This window comes from Anaerocolumna sp., from assembly GCF_032079385.1.
Classification (GTDB): Bacteria; Bacillota; Clostridia; order Lachnospirales; family Lachnospiraceae; genus Anaerocolumna.
Map to the genome: position 1 here is coordinate 1 of NZ_DAMAUC010000005.1, position 17,738 is coordinate 17,738.

At 34.3% G+C, this 17,738-nt stretch carries 16 protein-coding genes; 3 read left to right on the forward strand and 13 right to left on the reverse strand.

What is annotated here, in order from left to right:
* Positions 1-344 precede the first annotated feature (344 nt).
* Together RT261_RS05685 and RT261_RS05690 are read left to right on the forward strand one after the other, a co-directional pair.
* Positions 345-1,043, forward strand: a complete 699-nt coding sequence (locus tag RT261_RS05685; protein WP_313130507.1) for an AzlC family ABC transporter permease — start codon at positions 345-347, stop codon at positions 1,041-1,043.
* Positions 1,040-1,375, forward strand: a complete 336-nt coding sequence (locus RT261_RS05690) for a branched-chain amino acid transporter permease (RefSeq protein ID WP_313130508.1) — start codon at positions 1,040-1,042, stop codon at positions 1,373-1,375. Before RT261_RS05685 ends, RT261_RS05690 begins: the two co-directional genes overlap by 4 nt.
* 164 nt (positions 1,376-1,539) lie before the next feature.
* Here the strand turns inward: RT261_RS05690 and RT261_RS05695 are convergent, their stop codons facing one another.
* From RT261_RS05695 to RT261_RS05750, 12 genes are all read right to left on the reverse strand, one after another.
* Positions 1,540-2,775, reverse strand: a complete 1,236-nt coding sequence (locus tag RT261_RS05695; protein WP_313130511.1) for a DUF1015 domain-containing protein — start codon at positions 2,773-2,775, stop codon at positions 1,540-1,542.
* A gap of 207 nt (positions 2,776-2,982) precedes the next feature.
* The gene (locus RT261_RS05700; protein ID WP_313130513.1) at positions 2,983-4,143 is read right to left on the reverse strand and encodes a phosphoglycerate dehydrogenase; all 1,161 of its coding nucleotides are present in this window, start codon (positions 4,141-4,143) and stop codon (positions 2,983-2,985) included.
* A gap of 64 nt (positions 4,144-4,207) precedes the next feature.
* Positions 4,208-5,293 (reverse strand): 3-phosphoserine/phosphohydroxythreonine transaminase, encoded by a 1,086-nt coding sequence (gene serC / locus RT261_RS05705; RefSeq protein WP_313130515.1) that lies wholly within the window; start codon positions 5,291-5,293, stop codon positions 4,208-4,210.
* A 472-nt stretch (positions 5,294-5,765) separates the two neighbouring features.
* Entirely contained in the window at positions 5,766-7,466 is a 1,701-nt protein-coding gene (gene ilvB / locus RT261_RS05710; RefSeq protein ID WP_313130518.1) for a biosynthetic-type acetolactate synthase large subunit, read from the reverse strand.
* Between the two features lie 107 nt (positions 7,467-7,573).
* Positions 7,574-9,247: a dihydroxy-acid dehydratase gene (ilvD, locus tag RT261_RS05715; RefSeq protein WP_313130520.1), complete on the reverse strand. Its 1,674-nt coding sequence runs from the start codon at positions 9,245-9,247 to the stop codon at positions 7,574-7,576.
* A gap of 668 nt (positions 9,248-9,915) precedes the next feature.
* Positions 9,916-11,139 carry a peptidase T gene (gene pepT / locus RT261_RS05720; protein WP_313130523.1) on the reverse strand — a complete coding sequence of 408 codons (1,224 nt, stop codon included), beginning with the start codon at positions 11,137-11,139 and terminating at the stop codon, positions 9,916-9,918.
* Positions 11,140-11,278: 139 nt separating this feature from the next.
* Positions 11,279-11,836, reverse strand: coding sequence for an elongation factor P (efp, locus tag RT261_RS05725; protein WP_313130525.1), 558 nt, complete (start codon positions 11,834-11,836; stop codon positions 11,279-11,281).
* Positions 11,837-12,048: 212 nt separating this feature from the next.
* A complete protein-coding gene (gene aroQ / locus RT261_RS05730; RefSeq protein WP_313130527.1) occupies positions 12,049-12,489 on the reverse strand; it encodes a type II 3-dehydroquinate dehydratase in 441 nt (146 codons plus the stop codon).
* A 121-nt stretch (positions 12,490-12,610) separates the two neighbouring features.
* A complete protein-coding gene (locus RT261_RS05735) occupies positions 12,611-13,120 on the reverse strand; it encodes a shikimate kinase (RefSeq protein WP_313130529.1) in 510 nt (169 codons plus the stop codon).
* A gap of 40 nt (positions 13,121-13,160) precedes the next feature.
* Positions 13,161-13,670 carry a YqeG family HAD IIIA-type phosphatase gene (locus tag RT261_RS05740; RefSeq protein WP_313130532.1) on the reverse strand — a complete coding sequence of 170 codons (510 nt, stop codon included), beginning with the start codon at positions 13,668-13,670 and terminating at the stop codon, positions 13,161-13,163.
* A 294-nt stretch (positions 13,671-13,964) separates the two neighbouring features.
* Positions 13,965-14,549: a DUF2087 domain-containing protein gene (locus tag RT261_RS05745; protein ID WP_313130534.1), complete on the reverse strand. Its 585-nt coding sequence runs from the start codon at positions 14,547-14,549 to the stop codon at positions 13,965-13,967.
* The gene (locus RT261_RS05750; RefSeq protein ID WP_313130537.1) at positions 14,546-15,073 is read right to left on the reverse strand and encodes a hypothetical protein; all 528 of its coding nucleotides are present in this window, start codon (positions 15,071-15,073) and stop codon (positions 14,546-14,548) included. The genes RT261_RS05745 and RT261_RS05750 overlap by 4 nt, the downstream gene beginning before the upstream one ends.
* Before the next feature lie 510 nt (positions 15,074-15,583).
* Between RT261_RS05750 and RT261_RS05755 the strand changes: the two genes are divergently transcribed.
* Positions 15,584-16,294 (forward strand): gamma-glutamyl-gamma-aminobutyrate hydrolase family protein, encoded by a 711-nt coding sequence (locus tag RT261_RS05755; protein ID WP_313130539.1) that lies wholly within the window; start codon positions 15,584-15,586, stop codon positions 16,292-16,294.
* 249 nt (positions 16,295-16,543) lie between these two features.
* On the opposite strand, the gene RT261_RS05760 is transcribed toward RT261_RS05755, so the two are convergent.
* The gene (locus tag RT261_RS05760) at positions 16,544-17,617 is read right to left on the reverse strand and encodes an aldose epimerase family protein (protein WP_313130542.1); all 1,074 of its coding nucleotides are present in this window, start codon (positions 17,615-17,617) and stop codon (positions 16,544-16,546) included.
* Positions 17,618-17,738: the final 121 nt, after the last annotated feature.

A 17,738-nucleotide genomic window follows, 5' to 3' on the forward strand; every position in this document is an offset into this window, starting at 1 on the left:
TAGGGGATGTTATATATTGCTAGTGACTTTGAGAAATTCGCTAATGGTTCTTATACGATAGAAATCGCGCCAATATTTAAAAATTGAGATGTTTGACGAGGCGAAGCCGAGGAGTTCTCAATTTTTAAATATGTTTTAAGCGATTACTATCGTATTAGAACCATCGAATTTCTATATGGAACAAGCAATATATAACATCCCCTACTCTCTATGGTCTGAATAACCTATATTAGGCAAAGCGTACGTACGTTAATAAACTAAATTTTTATTTCTTAAATTAATATTGCGGAATAGTTTAATTTATACTATTATTAATGAATGAATATACAAAGGAGACAATATTTATGAACACAAAATGGAAAGCACTTAAATCAGCATTTCCTTATACTATACCTGTTCTTACGGGTTATCTTGTACTGGGAACAGCTTTTGGAATTCTGATGAATGATAAAGGATATTCAAGTATTTGGGTTGTTTTAGTAAGTTTATTCATTTATGCCGGTTCCATGCAATTTGTTGCAATTAGCTTGATTGCCTCCGGTTTTAATCCTTTATATACTTGTCTTATGACCTTAATGGTAAATGCAAGACATTTGTTTTATGGAATCGCCATGTTAACTAAGTTTAAAGGGATGGAAAAAAAGAAACCATATCTTATGTTTGGGTTGACGGATGAAACCTTTTCCATTCTATGTTCTGCCCAGCCTCCGGAAGGAGTAGACAGAGGTTGGTTTATGTTTTTTATAACTTTATTAGACCACATATACTGGGTAACAGGGTCCTTAATAGGTAGTATTGTAGGAGGTTTCATTACTTTTAATACAAAAGGAATTGACTTTGTACTTACCGCTTTATTTGTAGTAATATTTGTAGATCAATGGAGGTCTGCAAAGAATCACATACCGGTTCTTATCGGCGTTGGTTCTTCAATACTTTGCAGATTACTGTTTGGAGCAGGTAACTTCATCATCCCCTCCATGATACTAATCGTTTTATTGGTTACCATATTACAAAAGAAAATAGAAGGGAGGGATTTAGCATGACATTTACAACTAAACAATCTATTTTATTCTTTGGAATTATTAGTATTACCACTATTTTTATTAGAATATTACCTTTTCTTATATTTCCAGATCATAAAGAAACACCCAAGTACATAACCTATCTTGGCAAAGTCTTCCCATATGCTACTATTGGAATGCTGGTTGTTTACTGTTTGAAAGATATATCCGTTGCAGCTGTTCCCTTTGGTCTTCCGGAAATAATATCCGTAGGAGTAATTATCCTTTTACATTTGTGGAAAAAGAATACTCTTTTAAGCATAGGTGCGGGAACAGCATTATATATGGCACTGGTACAGTATGTATTTATATAAGATAATATTGTTTTCTAAGTTTAATTTATAGCAAAACTTCTTTACCAAGCATGGTAATATTGTATTCGTTCCATGCTTGGTGAAGAAGTAGACAAGTCAGGTAATCTCATAATCATTTTACTAATTATGTTAACTTGCATAATATTTTATCATTAGGTTCTTCATTATATTCTGTGTATAAATAAACCACTTCTTAATTTGGGTTCAAACCATGTGGATTTTGGCGGCATTAATTTACCTGCATCTGATACGGCAAATAATTCATTAATTTCGGTAGGATACATAGAGAATGCAACCGCCATATCTTCCTTTACTCTTTTCTCCAGCTCTTCTAATCCACGAATGCCCCCAATAAAATCAATTCTCTTATCCGTCCGGGGATCGCCTATTCCTAAAATAGGTGTCAAAAGATAATTTTGCAATATAGAAACATCCAGGGATTCTACCGGATCATTATTACTAATTACTTTTTTCATTGTTAACTTATACCATTTGTCCTTAAGGTACATTCCAAAGCTGCCTTTATTCTCTGGACCCCAGGCTTCATTACCAGGTTCTTCTACAAGGAAGTTTTCAGATACTTTATCCAGAAACTCTTTAGAGTTAAGTCCATTCAGGTCTTTCACAACACGGTTATAAGGTAAGATCATTAACTGGTCTTCCGGAAATAACACGGATAAAAAATAGTTGAATTCTTCTGTACCATTATACCCCTTACAGGCATCTCTTCTTTTTAACCCTACCTTTACCGCAGATGCTGCTCTATGATGTCCATCTGCAATATAAATGTTGTTTATGGCAGAAAATTCTTTTTGAATGACACCAATCTTATCTAAATCAGCTACTCTCCATACATTATGTACAATTCCATCCAAGGCTGTAAAACTATATAAAGGCTTTGTTTTTTTAACTTCATCAATGACAGCGTTTATTTTACTATTGGAACGGTAAGCCAGGAAAATTGGTCCTGTCTGGGCATTACAGGTATCTACGTGACGAATTCTATCCAGTTCTTTATCTTCCCTTGTCTTCTCATGCTCCTTAATAACCTTATTTAAGTAATCATCTATGGAAGCACAGGCTACAAGACCGGTTTGTGATCTTCCCTTCATTATTAATTCATATATAAAGTAACACACCTGTGTATCATCTATAAAAATACCCTCTGCAATGTTTTCCTCTAATAAATCTTTTGCTTTTTGGTACACCCGATTATCATATATGTCGACACTATCATCAAACTGTGTTTCTGCCCTGTCAATCTTAAGAAAGGATAGGGGTTCCTTCTCTACTTCTGCTTTTGCCTCCTCACGATTATATACATCATAAGGTAAAGCAGCCACCCTGCCTGCAACTGTTTCGTTAGGTCTTATACATTGAAAAGGTCTAATATTTGCCATGGTATATTCTCCTTATTTTTATATTGTTTTATCTAAATTTAGAAAAATGCAAGTTACGGTAGTAGATACAAATCTTTACGAAAGGGACTGTGTAAAATAGAATAAAAATACCGATATAAGTAGTCAGACTGATTTTACAATCCATTTTCGGTATGAAGCATTCATTTTACAACAGCCCCTTAATTATGTATTAATTCATGAATAAAGTTAAATTACTCTGACCTTTAGAACTCCCTTTATATCATTAATTTTTCCTTCAATGGTATCCGACAGTTCTTCTTCAAGATCAATAACAGTATAAGCATAATCACCTTTGCTCTTATTAATTAAATTAGAAATATTGATATTTTCAGAAGATAATACACCGGTAAACTGCGTTAACATATTAGGTATGTTTTTATGATTTATGGTAATACGTTTGCCTGATGGCAATGGTCCGGCTTCACAATTAGGATAATTCACAGAGTTTCTGATAGTTCCGGTTTCCATATATTCTTTCAGCTGCTTTACAGCCATAACAGCGCAGTTATCTTCGGATTCTTCTGTTGAAGCACCTAAGTGGGGAATCGCTATAACCCCTTCCATTCCTGCTGTTTTTTCATTAGGAAAGTCTGTTACATAGCATTTTACTTTACCAGTCTTAAGGGCAGTTTCTATATCATTATCATTTACTAATAAATCTCTGGCAAAGTTTAAAATAATAACTCCATCTTTCATCAGGGCTATGGTATCTTTATTAATCATTTCTTTGGTATCCGGTAATAAAGGAACGTGAACAGTAATATAATCACAGTTATGATAGATCTCTTCTCTTGTTTTCACATATTTAATGTCCCTGGATAAATTCCATGCATGTTCTAATGAAAGATAAGGGTCACATCCATATACCTCCATACCTAATCGATTTGCTGCATTAGCAACTAAAACACCGATAGCACCAAGTCCGATAACGCCAAGTTTCTTCCCAAGTATTTCTTTTCCTGCAAATTGAGATTTACCTTTTTCCACTAATTTTGCCACATCCGGTTCATCTTTAACAGAACGAACCCAGTTAATACCTCCTACCACATCACGGGAAGCCAGCATTAATCCAGCAACCACTAATTCTTTTACACCATTGGCATTGGCGCCAGGAGTATTAAATACAACAATGCCCTTTTCCGCACATTTATCAAGAGGAATATTATTTACTCCCGCACCGGCTCTGGCAATTGCTTTTAGATTAGCAGGAAGTTCCATCTCATGCATGGAGGCACTTCTAAGAAGAACCGCTTCTGCTTCTTCTACAGAATCTACCTGTTTATAATTATCGGTGAATAAATCCACACCTACAGCAGCTATAGGATTTAAGCATTTATAATTTACCATAACAAACCTCTTTCCGGCGCATCGGCGCCTTTGTTAATAGCTCTAGTACCTTTCCATCACTATCTTATTTTAGATTTTCAGCTTCAAAATTCTTCATAAATTCCACTAATTTTTCAACACCTTCTATTGGCATTGCATTGTAGATACTTGCACGCATACCACCAACGGTTCTGTGGCCTTTCAAGTTCTCAAATCCTACGGCCTTTGCTTCTTTTACAAATTTAGCATCCAGTTCTTCATTACCGGTAACAAAAGGTACATTCATTAAGGAACGGTCTTCTTTTCTAACAGTTCCCTTAAATAATTTACTTTGATCCAAGTAGTCATAAAGAACAGCTGCTTTCTTTTCATTATATTCCTTCATAGCAGTTAAACCGCCTTTTCTCTTAAGCCACTTAAATACCTTGCCGCAGATATAGATTCCGTATGCAGGAGGAGTATTATATAATGATTTATTATCTGCGTGTATTTTGTACTGTAACATAGTTGGTGTACCAGGGAGAGTATCTTCTGTAATTAAGTCTTCTCTGATAATAACAATTACAACTCCGGCAGGACCTACATTTTTCTGAACTCCACCATAGATAATACCGTACCTTGTTACATCAACCGGTTCTGACAAGAAGCAGGAGGATACGTCGGCTATAAGAGTTTTACCCTTGGTATTAGGTAAGGTTTTATATTTGGTTCCATATATAGTATTGTTTTCACATATGTATACATAATCTGCATCTTCACTTATGGGAAGGTCTGAACAATCCGGAATATAGGAGAAAGTTTCATCCGCTGAGGATGCAATTGCATTGGCTTTACCATACTTTTTAGCTTCCTCATAAGCTTTTTTTGCCCATTGGCCGGTTATAATATAATCTGCTACTTTATTCTTCATTAGGTTCATAGGAATCATAGCAAATTGCTGCGAAGCACCGCCTTGTAAAAATAATACCTTATAATTATCCGGTATGTTCATTAAGTCTCTTAAATCTTGTTCTGCCTCTTCAATAATAGTTTCAAATGCTTTGGATCTATGGCTCATCTCCATAACAGACATGCCGGTTCCCTTATAATCAAGCATTTCTTCTGCCGCTTCTCTCAGTACTTCCTCAGGTAATACTGCAGGACCTGCTGAAAAATTATAAACTCTTCCCATTTTGAATATCCTCCTTTTATATCTATAAGCTTTTTACATTACCTATTTACCACTTGAACACTTTAATCCATTATAGTACTTGGTTAAATTTTAGTCAATATGGTGATGATTATCATTTATTATTAAATTTAATAAATTTTTGTATAAAATTCTTATCATTACCGCTTTAACATGTATTATGTAGAATTAGAAAAGTATAAATTTATTGATATATTTTATTTTCATAATTATCAAATCAAATTCATCTTGCTTATCTTTAACTGATTCTATGCTATGTTGGTACTATTTATATTTCTATTTTCTATGTTTTATATTTATTTCTATATTTATTTTTTTCTCTTTTAATATTTATTCTTTCTGTTTCTTTACTTTTCTATTTCATTCTTTCTTTTTTATTTTATTGTTTCTTTTTTATTTTATTGTTCCTTTTTTCTTTCAGTGCTTTTTATTTCATGTTTCTTTTTCTATTTCATTATTCCTTTTTTCTTTCAGTGTTTTTTTCTTTCATATCTTCTTCCGTAAGAACTTCATCAATTGGCGCTCCCGGTGCAACCATAGGCCAAACTTTATCGTCACTTTCTATTTGACATTCAATCACTACGGGAGTATTTAAAGAAATGGCTTCTTTTAAAACCTCCTCTACCTCTTCTTTTTTTGTTATACGATAGGCTTTTGCTCCCATAGCTTCTGCCAACTTTACAAAATCCACTTTATCATTTAAGGTAGTCTGGGAATATCGTTTACCATAGAATAATGTCTGCCACTGTCTTACCATTCCTAAAACATGATTGTTAAATACAATCTGAATAATAGGTATATCGTAACGGGTAGCAGTTGCAATCTCATTCATATTCATTCTAAAGCAGCCGTCTCCCGCTATATTAATAACCGTTTTATCCGGATTGCCGACTTTAGCTCCAATACAGGCTCCTAAGCCATAACCCATTGTTCCAAGACCTCCTGAGGTAATAAAGGTTCTTGGTTTCTTATATTTTATAAATTGTGCTGCCCACATCTGATGCTGACCGACTTCTGTTGTAATAATTGCATCTCCACCCGTCAGTTCATAAATTTTTTCGAGAATATAAGGTCCTGTTAAGATTTCAGGATTATATATTAACGGAAATTGTTCTTTCAATTCCAAGACCTGATTTACCCAGGATTTATGGTCTTGCTGTTCTAATCTTTCATTTAATCTTTTCAGAACTTCTCCCACATCTCCAATGATGCTTTGATGTATATTTACATTTTTATTAATTTCTGCAGGATCTACATCAATTTGAAGTATTTTAGCATTTCTGGCGAACTTTGATATATTTCCGGTCACTCTATCACTGAATCTGGAACCTATGGTAATTAGTAAATCACACTTAGTTACACTTAAATTAGCCGCTTTCGTTCCATGCATGCCTAACATACCTGTGTATAGAGGATCTTCTCCATCAAATGCACCTTTACCCATTAGGGTATCTGTAACCGGAGCATGAACTTTTGATACGAATTCTTTTACTTCATTTCCGGCATCGGAAATAACAGCTCCACCTCCTAGGAAGATAACCGGTCTTTTGGCATTCCCAATCATCTCTAATCCGGCTTGAATATCTTCTTCTAATATGGTATCTGCTTTTTTCTCGACCTTTTGAATCTGAACCTTTGTATATTCAGTTTTATTGGCAGTTACATCTTTTGCGATATCCACTAAAACCGGTCCCGGCCTTCCTGATTGTGCAATCTTGAAGGCTCTTCGGAGTGTGACTGCCAATTCCTTTACATCTTTTACAATAAAGTTATGTTTTGTAACAGGCATGGTAATGCCTGCAATATCAACTTCCTGAAAACTGTCTTTTCCCAATAAATTAACAGAAACATTACCTGTTATGGCAACCATCGGAACAGAATCCATATATGCTGTTGCTATGCCAGTCACTAAATTGGTAGCGCCTGGTCCGCTGGTGGCTAAACACACACCAACTTTACCGGTAGAACGGGCATACCCATCTGCTGCATGAGAAGCACCTTGCTCATGGGAAGTTAAAATATGTCTGATTTCATCTTGATGTCTGTATAATTCGTCATATATGTTTAAAACAGAGCCTCCCGGATAGCCAAAGATTGTATCGACGCCCTGTTCTTTTAAACATTCCACTAATATCTGAGAACCTGTTAACTGCATTCTAACCTCGATTCTAGCGCTTTAGCGCCTCTTATTTCATCTTCATAAAATCTATGGCATCCTGGCTTCTACTTGATAGAAGCTGGCCTGCCATATAAATATATCTTTTATTTCATTGTAGGAATTTCTAATATTGCTCCCCGATTGCCTGAGGTAACCATGGCGGCATAACGTGCTAAATAACCGGTTTTTATCTTTGGTTCTCTTGGCTGCCACTTTACTCTTCGTTCTTTTAATTCTTCTTCAGAAACTTTCATATTCAAAGAATTGGCATTAATATCAATTTCAATGATATCTCCCTCTTCTACTAAAGCAATTGGACCTCCTACTGCTGCTTCCGGTGATACATGACCGATTGCTGCTCCACGGGAGGCACCGGAGAAACGCCCGTCGGTGATTAATGCCACGGTAGAACCCAATCCCATTCCAATAATAGCGGAAGTAGGATTTAACATTTCTCTCATACCAGGGCCGCCTTTAGGACCTTCATAACGAATCACCACTACATCCCCTGGAACAATCTTACCGCCTTTTATAGCCTGTATTGCATCTTCTTCACAATCAAACACTCTGGCAGGGCCTTCATGCTTCATCATCTCAGGAGCTACTGCAGAACGTTTTACCACTCCGGAATCAGGTGCCAGATTACCTTTCAATACCGCAATACCACCTGTTTGGCTATATGGATTATCAATAGAACGAATGACTTCTGTGTCCTTATTAATGCAACCATCTATATTCTCCCCTACTGTTTTACCGGTAGCCGTAATTAAATCTGTATGTAATAAATGCTTCTTATTCAATTCATTCATAACAGCATATACACCACCGGCTTCATTTAAGTCTTCCATATAGGTATGTCCTGCCGGCGCCAGATGGCAAAGGTTTGGAGTTTTAGCACTGATTTCATTTGCAATATCTACATTTAAATCAACACCAGCTTCATGTGCAATTGCTGGTAAATGTAGCATACTATTGGTAGAACATCCAAGTGCCATGTCAACAGTTAAAGCATTCAGGAAGGCATCTCTTGTTAAAATGTCTTTTGGCCTTATATTTCTTTCATAAAGCTCCATAATCTTCATACCTGCATGTTTTGCAAGTCTGATTCTTTCGGAATACACTGCCGGAATGGTTCCATTTCCTTTTAGCCCCATACCTAACGCCTCCGTCAGGCAATTCATGCTATTTGCTGTATACATACCGGAACAAGAACCTGCTGTTGGACATGTTTTGCAAGTATATTCTTCCACTTCTTCTTCTGATAACTTTCCTGCACTATAGGCACCAACTGCTTCGAACATACTGGATAAGCTTGTTTTCTCTCCTTTTACACGTCCTGCTAACATTGGTCCTCCGCTTACAAATATAGTGGGAATATTAATTCTTGCAGCTGCCATTAAAAGCCCCGGTACATTTTTATCACAGTTTGGAACCATAACCAATGCATCAAATCCATGTGCCATTGCCATTGCTTCCGTAGAATCCGCTATTAAATCCCTGGTAACCAGAGAATATTTCATTCCAATATGTCCCATGGCAATACCATCACAAACTGCAATGGCAGGGAATACAATTGGTGTACCGCCAGCCATAGCCACTCCTAATTTCACGGCTTCCACAATTTTATCAAGATTCATATGACCAGGAACGATTTCATTATAGGAACTTACAATACCAATAAGCGGTTTTTGTAATTCTTCTTTGGTTAATCCCAACGCATTAAATAAAGATCTGTGTGGAGCTTGCTGCATCCCTGTTTTTACCGCATCACTATTCATAGACTACCTCTTTTCCGCAATTTACTGGATTGCTGTTATTAAAATAAAATCCTTTTTACAGATTTCATAAATTATTATTTTTATCCTTATTCCTATATACTTTTTTCATTTCAGTTAATATGGTTTTTCTCCCATTGAAATGTATATTTTTTCGTGTTGTTGTCTATAATATATCACTTTAAAATAAAAATCAATGAATTTTTAGAAATTAATTTATATTTGATTATAATTATTTCCTATTATTTGTGTGTACCCACTTAGTTTTTAGTAATAAAAGGGACTGCTTAATTTATTTTCCATAGTAATATTTCGAGAAATTTCTTTAATATAGCTTCTATATGCCTCTATTTTGCTTGACTTTCTTATTTTCTTATAAATAGAACTTCATTATAAATTCTATTGTATTTTTGATTTTTATTAGCATTCTCTAACAACTTTTTATTTGCTAAATAAAAAATATGTTTTACCACCAATGACATTTGTATTTTTAATAATGACATTCGTTTGGTATAGGTTGACATATGTTTCTTTTCCAAAGACATTGTTAAATTTGGTTTAAATATGGATATTATTTCTTCTTGAAAATTTACAAAAAGAGCAAAGATGAATGCTTCTTTGCTCTTTTACAATATTGTATATTTATTAATAAATATTCACTATTTCAATAATTATTCAGCATATATACCAACAATATTAAGTAATATTTCTACTACCTTCTCCATGGACTGAACAGGTATATACTCGTATCTTCCGTGAAAATTATGACCGCCGGTACATATATTAGGACACGGTAATCCCATATAAGATAATCTTGCACCATCGGTACCACCGCGAATTGGTGTAATAATTGGTGTAACTCCTGCATCTTCCATTGCCTTTTTTGCATTCTCTATCAAATGAAAATGTGGCTCAATTTTTTCTTTCATGTTATAGTAGGAGTCTTTTATAATAGCTTTAAAAGTTCCTTCTCCGTATTTATCATTAAGATAATTTACGATTTTTAAGAAATTATCTTTCTTCTGCTGGAATTTCACTTTATCGTGGTCACGGATAATGTAAGAGGCCTTCGCAGAATCAATTCCGCCTTCTAAGGATTCCAGCAGATAGAATCCTTCGTATTTTTCTGTATACATAGGATTTTCCTGCACCGGAAGCATTCCTTGAAACTCCATAGCAAGTAACAAGGCATTGATCATTTTGTCCTTCGCAGAACCGGGATGAATACTGGTTCCTTGTATGAATAGCTTGGCACCGGCTGCGTTAAAGTTCTCATATTCCAGTTCTCCGATTTCCCCGCCGTCTACGGTATAGGCAAAATCTGCTCCAAAACCTTCTACATCAAAGAAATCAACACCTCTTCCCACTTCTTCATCGGGAGTAAAACCGATTTGAATCGTTCCATGCTTAATATCAGGATTAGAGAGCAAAGTTTCAACCATAACCATGATTTCAGCAACCCCTGCTTTGTCATCTGCACCTAATAAGGTGTTGCCGTCTGTAACAATTACATCCTGTCCGGCATATTGCTTGATTGCAGGATATTGAGAAGTTTCTAAAGTAATCTTAAGTTCCTTATTTAATATAATGTCTTCTCCGTCATAGTTCTTTATTATTTGTGGATTCACATCTTTGCCGCTAATGGCAGGTGACGTATCCATATGAGCAATAAAGCCGATTACGGGAAGTTTTTTATCTGTATTAGAAGGTATCGTGGCGTATACATACCCATGTTCATCTGTACGAACATTAGAAGCACCTAACTCCTTCAATTCTTCTACTAAGACCTTTGCTAAATTCTTTTGTTTTTCACTGCTTGGAACTGAGTCCATTTCATCTACAGATTGGGTATCTATTTTTGCATATTTGATAAATCTCTCTGTTACATGCTTCATACTAACCTCGATTCTAGCGCTTTAACGCTTTTTAATATTGCAGAAAAACCCTTGATAGCTCAAGGGTTTCATAAATTCTTTATAACATACCACATACTATGCTTGTATCATTATCATACAATCAAAATTATGCTTTTTCTTATACTCTCTTTAAATAATCACCAGTTCTTGTATCAATACTGATCTTGTCACCTTGTTCTACAAATAAAGGTACATAAACAGTTGCGCCGGTTTCAACTATAGCTGGTTTTGAAGCACCTGTTGCTGTATCACCTTTAAAGCCAGGCTCTGTTTCAGTAATAACCAATTCTACGAATAATGGTGGCTCAATTGCAAAAACTTGTTTATTATGAGAAAGCATCTTAACCATATCATTCTCTTTTACAAACTTTAAAGTATCTCCAACTGCATCTCCATTTAATGCTATTTGATCAAATGTAGTAGTATCCATAAAGTAAAATAAATCACCATCTGAATATAAATATTGCATATCAGAACGCTCAATATGAGCTTGCGGACATTTTTCAGTTGGTCTAAAAGTTTTTTCTATTACTCCACCATTCTTTATATTTCTTAATTTAGTTCTAACAAAGGCTGCACCTTTACCTGGTTTTACATGTTGGAACTCTATAACCTGATAAACGTTATTCTCCAATTCAATTGTTAAGCCATTTCTAAAATCGCCTGCTGATATCATACTTGATATTCCTCCTTAAATTCACTAACCTATAGTTTATATTATCCGACAATTTTTTTCAACTATTTTTTTATAAGAACATAAAAAATATGTTAAAAAGTGTATAACTTTTTATTTAAATTAATACAAGACTTTTCACTTGAATTATCTCATACTTATCTCGATTATAAAACCTCTAAAAACAATTAAAAGATCAAATTAATTACTTATATTTACTTATCATTAAGAATATTCTTAATTGCATCAATTGCCAATATATATCCTTGTAATCCTAGTCCTACTATCTGCCCTGTACATACCGGTGCGGTTACTGAAACATGTCTGAATTCTTCTCTCGTATGCACATTGGAGATATGTACTTCGATTTTGGGCAGCTCTATAGAAGCCAATGCATCACGGATTGCGTAACTGTAATGGGTATATGCTCCCGGGTTGATAATAATCCCTTCCGTACCATCAAAGTAAGCTTCCTGAATTCTGTTGATAATTTTCCCTTCACAATTACTTTGATAAGTATCAATAAGAATAGATTCTTTTTCTCCTTTATCTTTTAACAGTTTTAAAAGATAATTAAAATTTTCCTTCCCGTAAACTTCTTTTTCTCTAATTCCCAGGAAATTAATATTAGGGCCGTTAATTACCAATAATTTCATATCTTCCCTTTCCGCATATAAATATTATATTTCTTATACAGTAATGTATCAGTAAGTAATAATATTTTATGCATTCAATATTTCTTCATGTATATCTTAATAACTAAAAGTAATATCTAATTTAAATATTGCATAAATCTATTATTTCATCAATAATTTCATAGAATTTTCTATGGTCCGTTGTAACTGAATAATGTGCAGTCTTTTCATAAATCGGTGTCCGTTGTTGTAAAAGATTATAGACCCTTTCTTCTGCTTTTTCTCCCCCAAGCAATGGCCTGGATGTATCTCCTTGTAATCGCTTCATTAAAGTTTCTTGAGAAGCTTTTAAATAGATAACATGTCCTAAACGTCTTAACAGGCGGTCATTACCTTCTGTAATTGGTAAACCTCCTCCTGTAGATAAAACGGTTCTTGTCATGTTTCCGTATAATTCATTGATTGCGGCAGTTTCTAATTTACGAAAATATTCTTCCCCATATGCTGCAAATATATTTCGTATACTATTTTTATTTTCCTTCTCAATTAACTCATCTGTATCGCAGAAAGTATATTGCAGCTTTTTGGCCAGCTGCCTTCCCACACTGGTTTTACCACTGCCCATGAAACCAATTAATATAATATTGTTCATATATGTTTCCTAACTTTCCTATCCTTGGTTTCTTACCAAATTAATTTGCCTCTAATCTTTTTTGACGTCTATAGAAATAAAGTACGATTCTTTCTAAATAACGTTTTAAAACAATTTGTATCTCTTCTTTGGGGCCGATTGGCTTTACAAAATAACTTTTAATACCGGCACGGTTTGCCCCGTACACATCAGTAAATAATTGATCTCCGACAAATACAGTATTTCTAGGTTTCGTACCCATTAACTTCATTGCTTTATAATAATTTTTTCTGGAAGGTTTGTGAGCATCATAAACATAATGTACTTTAATGTCTTTGTTAAAACTGGACACCCTTTCTTCCTGATTATTGGATATCAAACAAATTCGAAAGCCGATTTCTTTCAACTTACTAATCAGTTCAATAGCTCTTTTGTTAGCAGGTGCACCGTGTTCTACTAACGTATTATCTATATCAAATAGTAAACCACGATAACCTTGTTGGTATAAACTTTTATAATCAATGGCATATGCAGAATCTGCAATTTCGCTAGGATAAAATTTTTGTAACATTACAACCTCGATTCCTGTGCTTTAGCACCGTTTAATAACGAAGCAATTTTGTGCACCGGCACAAATTGCCGGTTGAAAAATTGTTCTTTCAACCTAAACCTCCAGATAAATTTCCCAATTCTGTTCTTTATTATAGCAGAACCTTTTATAGATTGACAAGTAGACAAAGAGCTTTTGCAGCATTTATATTATAATATGCAATTCTGAGCCTAAAGGGCAAAGAATCTCACATTAAAAGATTCTTTGCCCTTTAGGCTCAGAATGACATGTTTATAAATGTTAATTCGAATACAGTCAGAGTAAATAATATTGAAGAGGACTCTTATTATTATTGCCTTTTACCCAATATATATTACTTTCCCTCTCCAGTAAATTCTCAGATATCATATCTCTTCGAATGGTACAAAAATCATCGTGGTAATCGGCAATGATAATATTTACTTCTCGTTCCGTATATTTTCTATTTGGTTCAAAGGCTTTTAAAATCTCTTCATAAACAATTCTTGCTTTTTTTCTTTGAACCGGTATGGACTTTAGTTTTCCATATTGGAAGAAACTGTTGATTACTTTGTTCCTATACTCTTCTTCTCTCTCCCGTTGTTTTTTCTCCTCCGAATTCTCCTGATGGACAAAATCCATTAATGACATATTCAACAACTGTTCATCAATTTCATATATCATGTAATATTGCTCTTTTTTAGAATGCACTAAGCCGGCCTCCTCCAATTTCTTTAAGTGAAAAGAAACGGTGGAAGGGGTCAGATTCAATCTTTCCGCTAACAATTCGACGTACATAGGCTCGTTAATCAAATTAGATAATATAGATAATCTTGATTTATCACCCAGGCACTTAAATAGCTTTACATTTTCCACATTCATAATAACCTCGATTCTGGCACTTTAGCGCCTTGGTATAATTGCTTCATTATATCTGTAAAGTGATTTTTTAAATGTTCTGCCACAGAAAGTTTATTTTCTTCAATAACACATTGAGTTACATCATTATACTCTTTTGCTTTTTCATAATTTATTCTCCAGCTTTCAGGAATCTTATCAAAGTAATCCAAAAAATCTTGGCAAAATCCAACTGTTTTATCTTCTGCCCCCATATTCTTCTGATATAAGAACTTATTGGCACTGGCATTTATTAAACTTTCAAAAATACCGTAAATATTCAATTTTACCTTTTCTAAATTAGCTTCGTCTTCTTTATCATCCAGTTTTAGTACTTGGATTTGCTTTTTACACTTTTCAGCCTGTTCTGCAGAATATTCCAGATATTCTTTTTTAATTTCTACTATTGTCTTCATTTTTTCACCTTCTCCTTTTTGAATTCCTATAGCTTCATTTAAAAGCTTTTGTATCATTTCATCTGAAAACATTTGATATTTATTAGTTGACATAATATCCCCCATTCTTATAGTTCTTTATTAATTCAACTTAATTATATACATGCAAATAGTTTATGTCAATATGTTTTTATATTTATCGAAATAGATTTATCACTTTTAAATTGATACTAGGAATTATCTGTGAAAATGTATAACAATATGTTACATATTTTTTCAACTACATATAGTAAATAGAAAAATAACGTGGTAAAATGTGTATACCTTAACATTTATTAGACTGGCAGCATAAATGCAACTTCTCATGCTGGATAAAGATATGTTAATGTACGTTAAAAAGGGAAAAGATATGGATAAAGTAGTTCTTTAGTGAGACATACTCCATTATGAAAGTCAAAGCGGATATTCCCTTACCCACAGGCAAGTTTATCCGCTTACGCTACTTGCTCATAACCTCATTGCCATTACGTGGCATTTCAGCAGGAGCTTGAACACCTGCTAAAGCAGGCAAGTCCGCTTCCCTGATGAGGTTAAATATTAGAGATGGCAGAAAGTGAGGCTATTATGAAGAAACCTATTATCGGTCTTACACCGCAGTATGATTATGAAAAAAACAGAATTTGGGTTGGTCCAAATTATTTGGAAGCTATTTATGTATCCGGAGGCATTCCAATTATGTTACCTTTGCATACAGACAAAGAATCTTTAGAAACAGCAGCAACTATTTGTGATGGATTTTTATTTACGGGAGGACCTGACATTAGTCCTTTCCGATATGAGGAAGAGACCATGGCACAATGTGGTGTTGTAGTACCGGAACGGGATAAGATGGAGGAAGATTTATTTTCAAGCCTTATTGACACTAATAAGCCTGTTCTTGGTATCTGCCGGGGAATGCAAATTATGAATGTATTCTTGGGAGGAACTCTATATCAGGATATTTCAGCACAGCTTTCAACCCCTGTACAGCTTGCTCACTCACAAACCTCCGGTAACTCAGTGGTATCACATAATGTTATCGTAGAAAAAGGCAGTTTACTTCATAATATTAATCCAAAAGATTGTATTCAGGTAAATAGCTTTCATCATCAGGCAATTAAAGATTTAGCTCCTAGTTTAAAGACTGCCGGTAAATCAACTGATTCCTTAATCGAAGCAATTTATCATCCCCGAAAGAAGTTCTTTTTAGGTGTTCAATGGCATCCGGAACATTTATTTAAGATTAATGAAGATGCGGATAACCTTTTTAAAGAATTTATCCAAGCATGTAAGTAATCCAGTTTTTAATTACTTTAATATCAGTTTTAAAGGTTGGCTGCCCCATTGTGACATACTATTTTTATTAGTCTTTTAAGCAGCCTGGTTCCTTTTCATATGAGATTTTTCACTTTAAAAATGCACCTGAAACTAAGATATATTTATCTAAGATTTGAGGTGCATTTATATTTTCGTTGATTAATTTATTGACTAATTTTGTTATTACAGAACAGATACTGCATAGTGATGATAAACGCAATAACTCTTTTACTTACTTACTGAGAACTTAAATATGGTACAATGGTCATATGTTTCCCCAGCCTTTCGTATGCTGGAGGGAAAATTCGGTGTATTGCAGGAATTTGGATAATATTGAGTTTCAAAGCAGACTCCGCCTTGTTTCTCATAAACGAAACCTTCTTTACCGGTTTCTGTCCCCGTAATAAAGTTACCAGTATAAAGTTGCATACCCGGCATATCCGTATATACTTCCATAACACGGCCGCTTTTATCATCCATTAATTCAGCCGCTTTTTCTACTGTATTACCCTGATTGTTTTTATAATTATTAAGTATATAATTATGATCGTAACCCCCTGCTTGTTTTAAAGGTATATAATCTTTAAATATATCCTGACCTATTGATTTTAATGTCTGAAAGTCCATTGGAGTGCCTGATACCTCTCTTATTTCTCCGGTAGGAATCAATTCATCGTCTGTAGGCGTAAATTCATTTGCCAAAATCTTCACTTTTTGATTTAATACTGTTCCAGAACCGTGTCCGGATAAGTTAAAATAAGAATGGTTCGTTAAATTAACCACTGTATCCTGATTAGAAACAGCATGATATTTAAGAATAAGTTCATTATCATCCGTTAAAGTATAGGTCATACTTACTTTAAGTTCTCCCGGGAAACCCTGCTCCATATCTGGGCTTACTCTGAAAAATTCAATGGATGCTAAGTTATCTTCACATAATACTTTCGTTTTGTACATGTATTTATTATAACTGATAGAACCACCATGCAAGTTATTCTGTCCATCATTTTTTTCCAGATTATATGTTTTATTATTTATGTGGATTACAGCGTTTTTAATACGGTTGGCATTTCGGCCAATAAGGGAACCATATCCCGGCTCGTTGTGTTCATAAGAAGCTAAATCATCGTAGCCCAGAACTACATCCTCTAACTTACCCCATCTGTCCGGCACTATAATTTTAACAATAATTGCTCCAAAATCAGTGAAATTAACAGACATGCCATTCTTATTTGTAATAGTATATAATAGTGCTTCTTCTCCTGACGCCGTCTTACCAAATGATTGTTTTTCTACTTTCATATAGTCCTCCTTTTTATATTATCCATAAAATAACAAATACTGTTGGGCCATTATTCATATATTAATTAAATGATTATGTATATAAAAAACGAGAGATAATATTTTGAAAAACATCTTCTCT